Raw genomic sequence first — 14545 nt, forward strand, 5'->3', positions numbered from 1 at the left:
GGCAACACCTGCCAGTTCGGCGCAGAAAGGCGCTTTAGAACCGTCAGTGCTCGACGGCGGTGGACGACGTGAGTGGCACTTCCTTGCCCTCGGCGTCGATCAGTTTGCCGTTCTCGAACCGGTCGCCGTTCGCAAGGCACGCAATGTCCGATTCGGTGACCACGCGTCCCGTGCCTGCGACGAACACGGACTGGTTGTCCGAGTTGCCGGCCTTGAAGTGGTTGAAGAGCACGTTCAGCAGGATGGCCATGATGGCGGCCGAGCTGATGCCCGAGTGGAAGATCGTGGAGAACCATGACGGGAACTGGTCGTAGAACTTCGGGGCGGCGATCGGGATCATGCCGAAGCCGATGGATGCCGCCACGATGATCAGGTTCATGTTGTTGCGGTACTCCACCTTTGAGAGCGTGCGAATGCCGCTTGCGGCCACGGTTCCAAAGAGTACGACGCCGGCGCCGCCCAGGACGGGCGTCGGAACCGCTGCGACTACTCGCCCGAGGACTGGCAGCACGCCGAGAACCACCAGGATGAGTCCGCCGGCGCTGACCACGAAGCGGCTCTTGATGCCGGTGATGGCCACGAGGCCGACGTTCTGGGCGAAGGCGCTCTGGGTGAAGGAGTTGAAGAGGGGTGAGACGGCGCTTGAGAGCATGTCCGCGCGTAGTCCGTTTCCAATGCGCTTGGAGTCGACCTTGGTGCCCACGATTTCGCCAACTGCGATGATGTCCGCCGAGGTCTCGGTCAGGGTGACCAGGATGACGATCAGCATCGAAACGATGGACGCGATTTCGAAGGTGGGAGCACCGAAGGCGAACGGAGTGGGGAAGGCAACGATCGGACCCTGGCCGACCTTGGAGAAATCTGCCATGCCCGTGGCGAGGGCGATGACGGTCCCGATAGCCATGGCAAGGAGGATGGACAGGCGGGAGATGGCCGCGTTGCCGATCTTGCTCAGGAGCAGGACGATTCCCATCGTGGCCGCGGCGAGTCCGATGTTCGCCATGCTGCCGTAGTTGGGTGCCGCGCTGTTGCCGCCCATGGCCCAGTTCGCTGCGACGGGCATGAGGGTCAGTCCGATTGTCGTGATGACGGTACCCGTGACCACAGGCGGGAAGAATTTGATGATCTTGGAGAAGAGGGGAGTGATCGCCAGGCCGATCAAGGACGCCACAATGACTGAGCCGAACACCGCCTGGATCCCGCCGCCCCCGTGGACGATCGCCACCATGGTGGAAACGCCGGCGAAGGACACGCCCTGGACCAGCGGCAGCTGCGATCCGAAGAACGGGATGCCGATCGTCTGAAGAATGGTGGCGAGGCCGCCGACAAACAAGCAGGCCGCGATCAGGAGGCCGATGTCCTGCGAGGACATGCCCGCGGCGGCTCCGATGATGAGCGGCGGGGCGATGATGCCGCCGTACATGGTCAAGACGTGCTGGAAGCCGTAGGCGAACGTGCTCCCGATCGAGAGGCGCTGGTCCTCGGGGCGGGCTGGCCCGGACCCTGCGGGGCGGGTTTTCTTCTTGGTGTTCATGGCAGACTTTCTTGGTTCATGGCAGACGTCTTTGTCTGGCTAACGTTGTCTGGCTAACAAGGTGGTTTTGGGTATGGCCTCCCAACTGACTCGCATTTGATGCGAGTCAGTTGGGCGGGTGTTTAGAGGCTTAGCAGAAGCCGGCGATGCCGTTCCACGCAGCCGGGGCCGGTGTGGTGTTATCGCGCTGGACCGTGGCTTCGATCAAACCGTACGGGCGGTCGGCGGCGAAGAAGACCTCGTTGGGGTTGTCGAGGCCGAACGGGCTGAGGTCCACCAGGAAGTGGTGCTTGTTGGGCATCGAGAACTTGATCTCGTCCACTTCGCTGTGGGCCTCGAGGACCTTCTTGCCCATGTCGAACAGGGTCTGCTGCAGGGCGTGGGAGTAGTTCTCCGTGAAGCCTTCCAAGAGCAGGGCCTTGATGTCCTCGTAGCTCTTGTTGAAGTCGGTCCCGGCAGCGTCGAGCCCGGTGTTGTAGCGCCAGCGTGCCGAGACGTCGGTGGCGAGGATGCGGTCCGTGGTCTCGGGCAGCGTGGTGTACCGGTCGCGGGGGTAGCCGACGAAGCCGGACTGCGTGGTCTTGAGGACGGTCAGGTCCTTGAGGCCCGAGATGACGTGCGTTGTGTTGCCTTCGCGGACCACGACGGCGGTGCGGACTTCCTGCCCCTTGCGGACAAAGCTGTGGTCGTGTTCGGAGCCGTGTGCCTGGATGCGCTCCCAGGTGAAGGCCTCGGCTTCCCAACGGCCGCCCGTGACCCACTCAAAGCCCGAGGTGAAGTGTTCGCTCAAGCGCAGGAGGAAGGCTTCGGGGGAGCCGATGCCGTCGCGGGCAAAGGCGTAGATGGTGTTCTTCTGGGTGTCCGTGGCGACCACGTGTGCGTTGTCGCCTTGGAGGTGCGCAGCCTGGAAGTCGCCACGCAATTGCGAGGTGACGTTCAGGTCTTCGATCTGGTGGCGGTCGGTGTCGCGGGTGACTTTGACGACGCGGACTTCAGCCTTGCCGTACTGGTTGTCGCCGAGGACGATCTTGTTGCTCATGGTCATATCCCAACTTCTATGAGGTGGAACCCCTAAGGTCCACCAATGAAATTAAGCGCGTGTTTCGTACGCGTTTCTGGTGGAGCCGACCCAACAAAAAAGAGCCGGCATCCGTTGATGCCAGCTCATTACGACCCTGCCTGCTGCTCCCAGGTTACGTGACCTGCGCCACGAATTGAAGAAAGCGTAGCCCACCTTTGCCAGTGGTGTACATCACTTCTGGAGAATCGTTATCTACTTTCCGAATGTGACCGACGGCGGTTGGCGGCAGGGGCGCGGCCCCGCGGACACCCCTTGACGCGGTTCGGGAATCCCCTCTACCATTTCCATATAACAAAAAATGTTTTCCAAGATGTGGAAGTAACGAAGAGCTTCAACCGCATCGCCACGGAGAACTTGAGCGCATGAAATAGGAGGACAGATGGACTCGCAGGATAAGAACAACGTCGTGGAATTCCCGGCGCCCGGCCAGGAACTGTACCTGCCGTTCGGCGCCACGGATCCCGACTTCTACATTCCGGCCGACTGTGACCGCACGCCCGGGACTTTCTCCCGTTGGTTGCGTGCCCTTCCGGTGTTCGGCCGGCAGCGTTCCTAGGGCTCCTGCCCCTGGGGATGAGGGACTCTGCGCAACAGAGCCAAAAAGGCGGGCGGCACCTGGGGAGGTGCCGCCCGCCGCTTCGGGTTGACCGACAAGTAGCGTCGCGGGACAAAGTCTGTCCGGCGAAGCTACATTGGCAAAGCCTTGGCGATCGTCGAAATGATCATGCTCGCTTTGACGGACACCAGGATCAGGCTCAGGGCAGTCAGGCCAATCAGTGCCCAAACCGGCGCGAGTCCGCGCTGCGGCGCGACCTTGTGGACGATCACTGAACGGCCCACGACGTAGACTCCGGCGCCGAGGAANGACGGACACCAGGATCAGGCTCAGGGCAGTCAGGCCAATCAGTGCCCAAACCGGCGCGAGTCCGCGCTGCGGCGCGACCTTGTGGACGATCACTGAACGGCCCACGACGTAGACTCCGGCGCCGAGGAAGGCCCATGCCCAATGGAAGGGGCGGACCACCCCGTCCCTTTGCAACTTTTGCCAGTCGAGGTAGGACAAGAGGACGCTGACCCCGTAGATGAGCCAGCCTGAAATGACCAGCAGGAAATAGGGAACGCTGAACGCGCTGGGATCGAGGGTGGGTACGCGCCGAGCGCCGACATACCGCAGGTGGAAGACCGGGTTCCAGAGCAACAGGATGATCAGGGTGATCACTGGCAGCAGGGTGACGAGCCAGATGAACGGATTGTAGACCGGCGTCCCCCTGCTGATTTCCGGGCGCGGCGCGGGCTGGACCGATCCCGCGTATTGCGGAGGCCCCCCGTATTGCCCGGGCCTTGCGGCCGCGGGCCACGCCGCGCCGGGCTGACCTGGGCCGGCCTGACCCCCGCCAGCCTGGCCTGCGCCGGTCTGACCTGGGCCGGGCTGACCTGGGCCGGCCTGACCCGCGCCGGCCTGGGCCGGCGGGTTCCACGCGTTCCCGGTCCAGGCGTTACCGTCCCACCACCGTAGTTGCCCGGAGCCTGAGGGGTCCGGGTACCAACCTGGAGGAGTCGGCGTGTTGTGCTGGGGGACGGTCATGATGTGCCTCCTGATCTACGACCTAATCGAGAGGCTACTCCTTACCCCTGATGATTTTCTGTGCGGCGGCTGAATGTTTGGCAATAAGTTCCGGGATGTCCAGGCCGGGAATTTGCCCGTCCACAACGCGCCATTTACCGGCGACAATGACGCGGTCGGCGCGGTCCGCCGCGCAGAGCAACAAGGCCGCGACGGGATCGTGGCTGCCGGAGAAGCGCAGCCCGTCGAGCGTGAACAAGGCCAGGTCGGCCTGCATGCCGGGAGCGATCTGCCCGATGTCCGTGCGGCCCAGCGCTGCAGCGGAGCCCCGCGTGGCCCAACCGAGGGCGCGCTCCACCGGGACGTCCGCGCCGTAGCGCAGCCGCTGCAGGTACAACGCCTGCCTCGCTTCGAGGATCATGTTGGAGGCATCGTTCGACGCCGAACCGTCCACTCCCAGCCCCACGGGAACCCCGGCGGCCTCGAGTTCCAGCACCCGTGCGGTGCCCGACGCGAGCCGCATGTTCGACGTCGGGCAATGCGCGACGGCGGTGCCCGCGGCACCCAGCCGGGCGATCTCGTCGTCGTCGAAATGGATGCCGTGGCCCAGCCAGGTGCGTTTTCCAAGCCAGCCGACGCTGTCCAAATAGTCCACGGTGCGCAGCCCGAACATCTCACGGCAGAAATCTTCCTCGTCGATGGTTTCCGCGAGATGGGTGTGGAGCCGGACATCCAACCGTTCGGCCATGGCGGCGCTCTCGGCCATGATTTCCCTGGTCACGGAGAACGGCGAGCAAGGGGCCAAGGCGATCTGGATAACCGCTCCGTCTCCGCGCTCGTGATACTTCCCGATCAGCCGTTCGCTGTCCGCGAGGATCACCTCGGGACGCTGCACGGTGGAACGCGGCGGCAGGCCGCCGTCGTCCTCGCCGAGCGTCATGGACCCGCGGGTGAGGGTCGCGCGCATGCCGAGTTCACGCACGACGCCGACCTCGACGTCGATCGCGTCCTCAAGTCCCGCGGGGAAGAGGTAGTGGTGGTCGGCTGCCGTGGTGCAGCCGGAAAGCAGGAGTTCCGCGAGTGCTACCTTCACGGCAAGCTCGAGGCTGTCCGGCGTCAACCGCGCCCATACGGGATACAGGTTCTGCAGCCAGGGGAACAGGGGAGCGTTGGCTACTGGGCCCCAGGCTCGCGTGAGGGTTTGGTAGAAGTGGTGGTGCGTGTTGATGAGCCCGGGAAGCAGGACGTGGCTGCCGGCGTCGAACGTTTCATGGCAGGGCGCGGATGGACGCTTTCCTGCGGGGACGAGCTCTGCGATTTTCCCATCGCTGACCACGATGCCGCCGCGGGCGTCGAGGCCGTTGGCGGTGAACACTGCGAGGGGATTCTTGATCCAGAGCCGGGAAGAGCTTGGATCCGTTGCCGGGGCTGCTGGCTGGAAATCGGATGTCTGGGACACGGGGATCCTTGTCTGGTCGGCGTAGTTGCGTTCCAGCTCAGTGGTTCCTGTCTGCTGATCCAGGTTCCGGAGGTCAACCCTGCCGGTGGCACCCAGCGTAGGTGGCTCCCCGAAGTGCGTCAATGTGACCGGCGGCGAAACGCTCCCCTGCCGGGCACCAAGCATGAATTTCACATGTTGAAACTTTTTTTCCAGAAACTATGGCGCGGCTCACACCACCGGTGCTAATCTCAATTTGCCAAAGGCGGGCACCCGGACTCCGGGAAGCTATCTACCAGGCGAAACCTTCAAAAGCACATGCTGAAGCCTGGTAATCGCAGCACTGGTCTGTCATGTTCAGATGCCTCCCTGGTTACAGGCTTCCTCAGCACTAAGGAAGTCGCACATGAGTACCACCGTCACGGCCGAACATTTCTTGGCCACTTCCATTGAGCTGGCAACAGCCAATGTCCTCAACAGCGGCGGCCCGTTCGGCGCCGTCATTGTCACCGCGGATGGCCGCGCCTTCGAAGGCGTCAACCGGGTCACCGCTACCAACGACCCCACGGCCCACGCCGAGGTCACCGCCATCCGCAATGCGTGCCGCGAACTCGGCACCTTCGATCTCAGCGGGGCAACCCTCTACACGAGCTGCGAGCCATGCCCCATGTGCCTGGCCTCGGCGCTCTGGGCCCGCATCGGAAACGTGGTCTTCGCAGCAGACCGGCACGACGCCGCATCCGTCGGCTTCGACGACGCCGTCTTCTACGAATACTTCGAGAACGAGGACCGGGACACGCTCATGCCGGTCACCAAGCTGGAACTGGGCGACCCCCAGGCCCCGGCCACCCTGGAACCCTTCAACACCTGGAACACGCTTGACTCCAGGATTGACTACTAGGGCCCGGTGGCTGAAATGACAATCCTGGACCCCGCAGAAATGCGAACGGCAACTGAAAAGCAGGCTGCGCCTTCCGGCGCAGGGCAGACAGAGGCACGCGAAAAGCACACGGCAACCGGACTGGCACAGCGGGGCAGCAGCCCCAGGCCCCCCGCGTCGAACTCCTTCCTGGATCGTTTCTTCCAGATCACCAAGCGTGGCTCCACGCTGGCCCGCGAATTCCGCGGCGGCATCGTCACGTTCTTCACGATGGCCTACATCGTTATCCTCAACCCACTGATCCTCGGCGGATTCTCAGCCCAGAACGCACCCACGGATGTGGCCGGCGGATGGTTGTCCGCGGCGCAGGTGGGGGCAGTCACCGGCCTGACCGCCGGTGTCATGACGGTCCTCTTCGGCCTGATCGCGAACCTGCCGTTCGGGCTCGCCGCGGGCCTGGGAATCAACTCGTTCCTGGCAGTAGCCGTGATCCATGAGGTCACCTGGCCGGAAGCCATGGGCCTGGTGGTCATCAACGGCATCCTGATTGTCCTGTTCGGCGTCACAGGTGCCCGGACCGCGATCTTCAAGGCCGTCCCCAAGGAACTCAAGGCCGCCATCACCGTTGGCATCGGCCTGTTCATCGCCTTCATCGGCTTCGTCGATTCCGGCTTCGTCCGCGCCACCAAAGGCGGACCGCCGGTTCAGCTCGGCAACGATGGTTCCATCACCTCAATACCAACCCTTGTTTTCATTGTCGGTCTGCTGGTCATGGGAATCCTTGTGGCCCGTAAGATCCAGGGCGGCCTCCTGATCGGAATCGTCGCCACCACAATCCTCGCCGCCGTCGTCGAGGCCGTCATGCACATCGGGCCTGGCAGCGCAGCCAATCCCGGTGGCTGGCACCTCAACACTCCGGTGCTGTCCGGCCAGTTGGTTTCGGCCCCGGACTTCAGCTTGGTGGGCCACTTCGACCTCTTCGGTTCGTTCTCGCGGATCGGCGGCCTGGCCGCCACGATGCTGGTGTTCACCCTGGTGTTCACCAACTTCTTCGATGCCATGGGCACCATGACCGGCCTCGCCAAGAGCGCCGGCGTGGCCTACAAGGACGGGACGTTCCCCAAGCTCAAGTCGGCCTTCATCGTCGAAGGCCTGGGCGCGGTAGCCGGCGGCGCGACGTCGGGCTCGTCCAACACCGTGTACATCGACTCCGCTGCCGGGATTGGCGAAGGCGCCCGCACCGGCCTGGCGTCGGTAGTCACCGGGCTGTTGTTCCTGGGGTCGATGTTCCTGACCCCGCTCACCAGCGTGGTTCCGCTCGAGGTCGCAGCCGCAGCCTTGGTGGTAGTCGGAGCCATGATGATGGCACAGATCCGCGAGATCAAGTTCTCCAAGTTCTCCGTGGCCCTGCCCGCTTTCCTCACCATCGTCACCATGCCGCTGACCTACTCCATCGCCAACGGCATCGGCGTCGGATTCATCTCCTGGGCCGTGATCCACGCGGCTTCGGGTAAGGGCAGGAAGGTCCATCCGCTCATGTGGGTGGTGACTGTGGGCTTCTTGGTCTACTTCGCCCGCGGGCCGATCAGCGCGCTGATGGGAGCGTAGCCGGCCGTTGAGACGGCGGTCCGGCCGCAAATCACCGCAATGAATAGGCGTCCGCCGATCGTCACCAACCGCATCATGCGGACGACGACGGCGGGCGGCGGTGAGGTGCGGCCGCTCCGCTAAGGACCGGGGTGGGAAATGAGAGGCCCGCCCCGGTCCTCTTCACGCAACGGGTCGCCTGTTTACCCGAAGCTCTCCTGTACAGACGCAAGGAATGAGAATATGAGGCAAGATCGCACACTGCCCCGGGCGGGTTTCCGGTCCGGGACCTCGGTAAAGGAGGTGTTGCCATGCTGGAATTGATGCCCTCGCTGGGCACATGGCGGCCCGCGGTCTCCGGGCAGCGATGCGCCGTTGCCACCATCGTGGCCGCGGGAGGCTCGGTCCCCCGGCCCCTCGGCACGTCCATGCTGGTTTCCGAACACGGGGACGTCCTTGGCAGCCTCTCCGGAGGCTGCGTGGAAGGCGCCGTGGTGGAAGCCGCCCTTCAAGCAATGCACGACGGCGGCAGCCGCCTTGAGTCGTTCGGCTACAGCGCCGAGGACGCGTTTGCCGTCGGGCTCACGTGTGGCGGCGAGCTGGAAGTCCACATCCAGCCGAGCGGGCCCGCCGGCCTGGATTTGGCCTTGTTGAATGCCGCTTCCGGAGGCTCTTCCCTGGCACTCATCCGCAGGCTCGACGCCCCGGGAGGCGCCGTCGTCGTGCCTGATCCGGCGCGATTTTCCGCCGCTGGTTCGCGGGAACTTTCAGACCTTCTTGGCGGGGATGACGCCGTGATCCGCGCGGCCGCGGCCCAGCTAGAACCCCTTCTGCATGGAGGCCGTGCTGGCCTGGTGCGGCTCGCCCCGGTCGAAGGCTGCGGAGGTTCCGTGCCGGAAGCCGAACCCATCACCCTGTTCGTGGAAACCCGCTTGCCCGCGGCCCGCATGCTGATCTTTGGCGCCAACGACTTCGGCGCGGCCTTGCTCCCCGCCGGGAAACTCCTGGGCTACGAGGTCACTCTGTGCGATGCGCGGCCCGCTTTTTCGAGCCAGGGCCGTTTCCTCGGCGCCGACCACCTCGTCACGGACTGGCCGCACCGCTACCTTGCCGCGGAAGCAGCCGCCGGCCGGATCGATTCCCGCACGGTGGTGTGCGTGCTGACCCACGATCCCAAATTCGATATTCCCCTGCTGGAAACAGCCCTCGATCTGGATCTCGCCTATGTGGGAGCCATGGGTTCCAGGCGCAGCCACCGGCAGCGGATCGATGGACTGCTTGCCTGCGGCATCCCGACAGATGCCCTCGAACGCCTGCATTCGCCGATCGGATTGGATCTCGGCGCCGTGACTCCCGCGGAAGTGGCCGTGTCCATTACCGCCGAAATCCTCGCGTCCCGCTCGCCGCGCCCGGCCTCCGCCGTGGGTTCGCTCAAGGACGGCGCAGGACCGATCCATCAGACCAACACCCCCGAACAAAGCAAGGTGACCCCATGGACATGAACACTATCGAGTCCGTGGTTGCCACCACGGATCCAGGCCAGTGGCGCGAGGGCGACGCCTGGCTTGCCGGCGGCACGGTCCTGTTCTCCTACGGCAGCCCCGTGGGCAGCGAAGAACCGCTCAAACGGTTGCTCGATCTGGGGCACGCGGGCTGGCCGGCCGTCACCGTGGGCGACGCAGGCATTGAACTGGCCGCCACCTGCACCGTCGCCGAGCTTTACGCCCTGCCCGTGTCGGACGCCGTGGCTGGCCGGAACTGGCCGGGACTGGATCTTTTCCGTCCGTCCTGCGACTCTTTCGTAGCCTCGTTCAAGGTGTGGAACATGTCCACCGTTGGCGGTAATGTGTGCACATCCCTCCCCGCCGGGCCCATGATTTCGCTGTGCGCCGGCCTGGATGCGAGGGCCACCATCCTCGGACGCCACGGCAGCAGCCGTACCGTTCCAGTCGCCGAATTCGTCACCGGGGACGGGAAAAACTGCCTGGCCCCAGGCGAGCTCCTGCGCAGCATCCAGCTCCCGGCGGCGGCCTTGGCTGCGAAGGTCGCCTTCCGCCGGCTCTCCCTCAGCAACCTCGGGCGATCCGGGGTGCTGCTGATCGGAAGGCTCGACGCCGATGGCGGCTTCGTCCTCACCGTTACCGCCGCGACCAAACGGCCCGTGCAGCTGCGGTTCGCCGCCGCGGAGGCTCCCGACGCCGGGCGGCTGGCCGCCGCCGTCGGGCATTCAATCCCTGCGGAGCTGTACCACGACGACATCCACGGGCTCCCGGAATGGCGCCGCGACATGACGTTCCGCCTTGCGGAGGAGATCCGGACGGAGTTGCTTGATCCGGTTCCGGCCGGACCGCCCACGGTCTCGGGCGATTTCTGGCCGCCGCACGCCACCTCGCCGCAACCATCCACCCAACCTGCACAGAAGGAGGCCTGAGCATGGCAATCGAGATCAACGGAACAGCCACCGAGGCCGCTCCACGCCCGGGCCAGTGCCTTCGGACGTTCCTGCGCGAACAGGGCAACTTCGGCGTCAAGAAAGGGTGCGACGGCGGCGACTGCGGCGCTTGTACCGTCCACGTGGACGGAAAACCCGTGCACAGTTGCATCTACCCCGCCGTCCGCGCCGAAGGGCACTCGGTCACCACCGTCGAGGGGCTTTCCAGCGAGGGCGAGCTCCATCCGGTGCAGCAACAGTTCCTCGATAACCAGGGCTTCCAGTGCGGTTTCTGCACGGCCGGCATGATGATGACGGCCGCCACCTTCGACGAGGAACAGAAAGCCAACCTCCCCCGAAACCTCAAGGGAAACCTGTGCCGCTGCACGGGTTACCGCTCCATCGCGGACGCAGTGTGCGGTGACGCCGGCGACGGGCAAAACACCTCCGACGGCGGCGCCGCGTCGCAGTCCGGCGCGGGATCAAAGGGTTCAGGTCAGCTCGGCGACAACGTTCCCGCCCCGGCGGGGCGCGCCGTCGTCACCGGCACCGCCCGCTACACCCTCGACGTCCCGGCAGAACAGCTCCCTGGCCTGCTGCATCTGAAGCTGCTGCGCTCGCCGCATGCGCATGCCCGGATTGTTTCCATCGATACGACGGCGGCCCTCCAAGTACCCGGCGTCGTCGCGGTTTTCACGCATGAGGACGCTCCGGGCCGGTTGTTCTCCACAGCCCAGCACGAGCTTTACACCGATGATCCCGACGATACCCGCGTCCTCGACAACGTAGTGCGCTTCATCGGCCAGCGGGTGGCCGCCGTCGTCGCCGAATCGGTGGGCGCAGCGGAAGCCGGGGCCCGGGCCATCAAGGTGGAATATGAACTCCTGGACGCTGTCTTCTCGCCACAGGACGCGTTGCTGCCGGGTGCGCCCGCGATCCATGGGGAGAAAGACGGGGAAACGGCACGGATTTCCCGCCCGCAGAACAACGTCGTGGCGGAGGTCCATTCCGAGCTGGGGAACGTCGAAGCCGGATTCGCGGCGGCCGACTTCATCCACGAGAACACCTACCAGACCCAGAGGGTCCAGCACGTCGCGATGGAAACGCACTGTTCCATCGCGTGGGTGGAGCCCTCCGACAATCCAGGGGAGGACCGGCTCATGGTGCGTTCCTCCAGCCAGGTCCCGTTCCTGGTCCGGCGAACACTTGCCCGCGTGTTCGACCTTCCCGAAGACCGCATCCGCGTGGTGGCAGGCCGCGTGGGAGGCGGGTTCGGCGGCAAGCAGGAAGTGCTCACCGAGGACCTCGTAGCCATGGCGGCACTCAAGCTGCGCCGGCCGGTGCAGGTGGAATTCACCCGCACCGAGCAATTCACCTCCACCACCACGCGCCACCCCTTCACTATCAAGGTCAAAGCAGGGGCGAGCAATGACGGCCAGCTGACGGCGATGCAGCTGGACGTGGTCACCAACACGGGCGCGTACGGAAACCACGCGCCCGGAGTGATGTTCCACGGTTGCGGCGAGTCCCTGGCCGTCTACAAATGTGCCAACAAGAAAGTGGATGCGCAGGCCGTCTACACCAACACAGTCCCGGCCGGCGCCTTCCGTGGCTACGGACTGAGCCAAATGATCTTCGCGATCGAATCCGCCATCGACGAGCTCGCCGTCGGAATCGGCATGGACCCCTTGGACTTCCGGCTCAAGAACATGGTCCGGCCGGGGGACCACATGCTCTCCACGAACCCGGAACCGGAAGAGGACGTTTACTACGGGAGCTACGGACTGGACCAGTGTGTGGCTCTGGTCCGGGATGCCCTCGAGCGGGGCGAGAAACGCTACCGGGATGCCGGCCTCGACAACTTCGGCCCGGGGTGGGTCACGGGCGTCGGGTCCGCGCTGTCCATGATCGACACCGTTCCGCCCCGCGGCCACTTTGCCCACACGCGCCTCAGGCTCCTGCCGGACGGTACGTTCGACGCCGCCGTCGGGACCGCCGAGTTCGGCAACGGCACCACCACGGTCCACGCCCAACTGGCGGCGACCGCCCTGGCCACGACGGCGTCGAACGTGGCCGTGCGCCAGTCCGACACGGACCTCGTGGAGCACGATACCGGCGCATTCGGCTCCGCTGGAACCGTCGTGGCCGGGCAGGCAACCTTGCTCGCGGCGCAGGAGCTCGCGCTCCGGATCCGGGCTGTGGCGGCCGCGTTCGCCGGTGTGCCGGAGGCGGACTGCGTGCTCGAGGACGGTGCGGTGCGTTGGGGTGAGCGGGTGGTTCCCTTTACCGAGGTGTACGACGCCGCACAGCAGCAGGGCATGGAACTCGCCACCGAAGGGCGCTGGGGCGGAACTCCGCGTTCGGTCGCCTTCAACGTCCACGGATTCCGGGTGGCCGTGAACACCGGCACGGGGGAACTGAGGATCCTGCAGAGCGTCCAGGCGGCCGATGCCGGCGTCGTGGTCAATCCACGGCAGTGCCGAGGCCAGGTGGAAGGCGGAATCGCCCAGGCGCTGGGTGTTGCGCTGTATGAGGAAGTCCGCGTGAACGACGCAGGCAAGGTCACCACCGACATCCTGCGGCAATACCACATCCCCTCTTTCGCGGACGTGCCACGCAGCGAGGTCTATTTCGCGAAAACGAACGACCAGATGGGGCCGCTCGGTGCGAAGTCCATGAGCGAGAGCCCGTTCAATCCCGTGGCACCCGCGCTGGCCAACGCCATCCGGAACGCCACCGGGGTGAGGTTCGTGGCGCTCCCCATCGCCCGGGACAAGATCTACCTGGCGCTGAAGGACGCCGCCGCCTCCACCCCTACCCAACTGACTCGCATTTAACGTCGTTATCGAGCCTCATGACGGCATCTACTGCATGTTAGTTGGGTGGCCGGGCCGCGATGGGGGGCTAGTCGCGGAGGAGGTGCAGTTTGTCCTTCGTGTCCACGTCGGCACCGTCGGTGAGGTCGCTGCAGTCGACGACGTCCACCAGTCCGGGGTGCGCCTTGAGGAAACGGCGTGCCCCGTCGTCGCCGACGGCGGACTCCGCGACCTCGGCGCGGAGGCCGACGTCGATGATCAACGGGTGGCCGCGCCTTAGCTTTGTTGTGTGGCCACCGTCGAAGGCGGCTTCCGGGTATCCCGCCGCGGTCACCCGGCCAGCTTGGTGCGCTGCTAACAGCCTGGCGACGACGGCGGGGGTCACCCCAGGTTGGTCCACCAAAGTCACCATGACATTGTGGCCGTGTGTAGCTGCCGCAATACCGGTGCGGAACGAGCTGGCCATGCCGGTCGCCCACTCCGGGTTGTCGACGACGAGGTACTGGTCCAGCTCCGTAGCGCGACGGACCTGCTCGGCTCCGGCACCGAGCACTACGACTACCTTGAGGCATCCGCCGTCGAGCAATGTCTTGGCGAGCACTTCCACCAAGGTCCGGCCGCGGAAGGGCAGCAGCGCCTTGGGGCCGAGTCCCAGGCGAGTCCCTGCGCCGCCGGCCAACAATACACCGGTGGTGGCTACGGGGCTGGAATCGTTCATGGGGTTCACCTTATCCATGTGCCTTCGCGGGGTCTCTAGGTTCACCTTGCACTCCAATATAGGTCTACCGAAAAAGGTTGAATATTACCCATGGGTAGGCCTTCTGGCAGACTCCCATGGCCGATATTCTCTTAGGGACTTCACGAGAGTCAGTGGTCATCGAAGGGGATGCAATGACGCATCCGCGGTGGAAAGAGGGTTTATGTCTGGCATTTTCGAAATTCTGGCAGCTGGGGAGCAATCGTTCCGTTTCCGGTTGAAGGCCGATGATGGAACGGTAGTGGCGGTGTCGCCCAAGTTCCCGGATATTGCGGCCCTTGTGGCCGGTATCAACGCAGTCAGGGAGAATGCCGCCACAGGATTCGTGGTGGATCGGCGCTCGCTCGGAGCGTAGCAATAAATCGGCGGTAGTGCTCAAGGAGCACTACCGCCGATTCTTTTTTAAAGCTGTTTAGGAGTCGCCCCCCGAACCGCCGGTGGTGCCGGCGGTCACGTC

At 64.8% G+C, this 14545-nt stretch carries 12 protein-coding genes and 1 pseudogene; 7 read left to right on the forward strand and 6 right to left on the reverse strand.

The window, feature by feature from the left end; all coding sequences use genetic code 11:
* Positions 1–43: 43 nt before the first annotated feature.
* Together VLA65_RS15380 and pucL are read right to left on the reverse strand one after the other, a co-directional pair.
* Complete coding sequence (locus VLA65_RS15380) at positions 44–1534, reverse strand: nucleobase:cation symporter-2 family protein (protein ID WP_306961853.1); 1491 nt, start codon at positions 1532–1534, stop codon at positions 44–46.
* Between the two features lie 130 nt (positions 1535–1664).
* Positions 1665–2579, reverse strand: a complete 915-nt coding sequence (gene pucL / locus VLA65_RS15385) for a factor-independent urate hydroxylase (protein WP_332603007.1) — start codon at positions 2577–2579, stop codon at positions 1665–1667.
* A gap of 415 nt (positions 2580–2994) precedes the next feature.
* On the opposite strand from pucL, the gene VLA65_RS15390 reads away from it, so the two are divergent.
* The gene (locus tag VLA65_RS15390; RefSeq protein ID WP_172465634.1) at positions 2995–3171 is read left to right on the forward strand and encodes a hypothetical protein; all 177 of its coding nucleotides are present in this window, start codon (positions 2995–2997) and stop codon (positions 3169–3171) included.
* Between the two features lie 131 nt (positions 3172–3302).
* Here the strand turns inward: VLA65_RS15390 and VLA65_RS15395 are convergent, their stop codons facing one another.
* The 3 genes and pseudogenes from VLA65_RS15395 to VLA65_RS15400 form a co-directional block, all read right to left on the reverse strand.
* Positions 3303–3455: a hypothetical protein gene (locus VLA65_RS15395; protein ID WP_332603008.1), complete on the reverse strand. Its 153-nt coding sequence runs from the start codon at positions 3453–3455 to the stop codon at positions 3303–3305.
* 628 nt (positions 3456–4083) lie between these two features.
* A pseudogene (locus VLA65_RS22020) lies at positions 4084–4200 on the reverse strand (DUF2510 domain-containing protein); the annotation flags it as partial.
* Between the two features lie 34 nt (positions 4201–4234).
* Complete coding sequence (locus VLA65_RS15400) at positions 4235–5803, reverse strand: 8-oxoguanine deaminase (RefSeq protein ID WP_332603019.1); 1569 nt, start codon at positions 5801–5803, stop codon at positions 4235–4237.
* Positions 5804–6023: 220 nt separating this feature from the next.
* Between VLA65_RS15400 and VLA65_RS15405 the strand changes: the two genes are divergently transcribed.
* The 5 genes from VLA65_RS15405 (at position 6024) to VLA65_RS15425 (ending at position 13352) form a co-directional block, all read left to right on the forward strand.
* Positions 6024–6518 carry a nucleoside deaminase gene (locus VLA65_RS15405; protein WP_332603009.1) on the forward strand — a complete coding sequence of 165 codons (495 nt, stop codon included), beginning with the start codon at positions 6024–6026 and terminating at the stop codon, positions 6516–6518.
* 15 nt (positions 6519–6533) lie between these two features.
* Positions 6534–8105: an NCS2 family permease gene (locus tag VLA65_RS15410; RefSeq protein ID WP_370872234.1), complete on the forward strand. Its 1572-nt coding sequence runs from the start codon at positions 6534–6536 to the stop codon at positions 8103–8105.
* Positions 8106–8395: 290 nt separating this feature from the next.
* On the forward strand, positions 8396–9586 hold the full coding sequence (locus tag VLA65_RS15415; RefSeq protein WP_332603010.1) for an XdhC family protein: 1191 nt from the start codon (positions 8396–8398) through the stop codon (positions 9584–9586).
* Entirely contained in the window at positions 9577–10515 is a 939-nt protein-coding gene (locus tag VLA65_RS15420; protein WP_332603011.1) for an FAD binding domain-containing protein, read from the forward strand. Before VLA65_RS15415 ends, VLA65_RS15420 begins: the two co-directional genes overlap by 10 nt.
* A 2-nt stretch (positions 10516–10517) precedes the next feature.
* Entirely contained in the window at positions 10518–13352 is a 2835-nt protein-coding gene (locus VLA65_RS15425) for a molybdopterin-dependent oxidoreductase (protein WP_332603012.1), read from the forward strand.
* 67 nt (positions 13353–13419) lie between these two features.
* Here the strand turns inward: VLA65_RS15425 and nboR are convergent, their stop codons facing one another.
* Positions 13420–14049: a nicotine blue oxidoreductase gene (gene nboR, locus VLA65_RS15430; RefSeq protein WP_332603013.1), complete on the reverse strand. Its 630-nt coding sequence runs from the start codon at positions 14047–14049 to the stop codon at positions 13420–13422.
* A gap of 202 nt (positions 14050–14251) precedes the next feature.
* Between nboR and VLA65_RS15435 the strand changes: the two genes are divergently transcribed.
* Entirely contained in the window at positions 14252–14443 is a 192-nt protein-coding gene (locus VLA65_RS15435) for a YegP family protein (protein ID WP_059389468.1), read from the forward strand.
* Positions 14444–14545: the final 102 nt, after the last annotated feature.

This window comes from Arthrobacter sp. S2(2024) (genome assembly GCF_036662515.1).
Lineage (GTDB): Bacteria > Actinomycetota > Actinomycetes > Actinomycetales > Micrococcaceae > Arthrobacter.

What these genes read in the sequence shown, in the direction of transcription:
- VLA65_RS15405 (WP_332603009.1), top strand. Translation starts at nt 6,024, where the DNA reads ATGAGTACCACCGTCACGGCCGAACATTTCTTGGCCACTTCCATTGAG.
- VLA65_RS15380 (WP_306961853.1), bottom strand. Translation starts at nt 1,534, where the DNA reads ATGAACACCAAGAAGAAAACCCGCCCCGCAGGGTCCGGGCCAGCCCGC.
- pucL (WP_332603007.1), bottom strand. Translation starts at nt 2,579, where the DNA reads ATGACCATGAGCAACAAGATCGTCCTCGGCGACAACCAGTACGGCAAG.
- VLA65_RS15425 (WP_332603012.1), top strand. Translation starts at nt 10,518, where the DNA reads ATGGCAATCGAGATCAACGGAACAGCCACCGAGGCCGCTCCACGCCCG.
- VLA65_RS15390 (WP_172465634.1), top strand. Translation starts at nt 2,995, where the DNA reads ATGGACTCGCAGGATAAGAACAACGTCGTGGAATTCCCGGCGCCCGGC.
- VLA65_RS15400 (WP_332603019.1), bottom strand. Translation starts at nt 5,803, where the DNA reads ATGCTTGGTGCCCGGCAGGGGAGCGTTTCGCCGCCGGTCACATTGACG.
- VLA65_RS15415 (WP_332603010.1), top strand. Translation starts at nt 8,396, where the DNA reads ATGCTGGAATTGATGCCCTCGCTGGGCACATGGCGGCCCGCGGTCTCC.
- nboR (WP_332603013.1), bottom strand. Translation starts at nt 14,049, where the DNA reads ATGAACGATTCCAGCCCCGTAGCCACCACCGGTGTATTGTTGGCCGGC.
- VLA65_RS15435 (WP_059389468.1), top strand. Translation starts at nt 14,252, where the DNA reads ATGTCTGGCATTTTCGAAATTCTGGCAGCTGGGGAGCAATCGTTCCGT.
- VLA65_RS15420 (WP_332603011.1), top strand. Translation starts at nt 9,577, where the DNA reads ATGGACATGAACACTATCGAGTCCGTGGTTGCCACCACGGATCCAGGC.
- VLA65_RS15410 (WP_370872234.1), top strand. Translation starts at nt 6,534, where the DNA reads ATGACAATCCTGGACCCCGCAGAAATGCGAACGGCAACTGAAAAGCAG.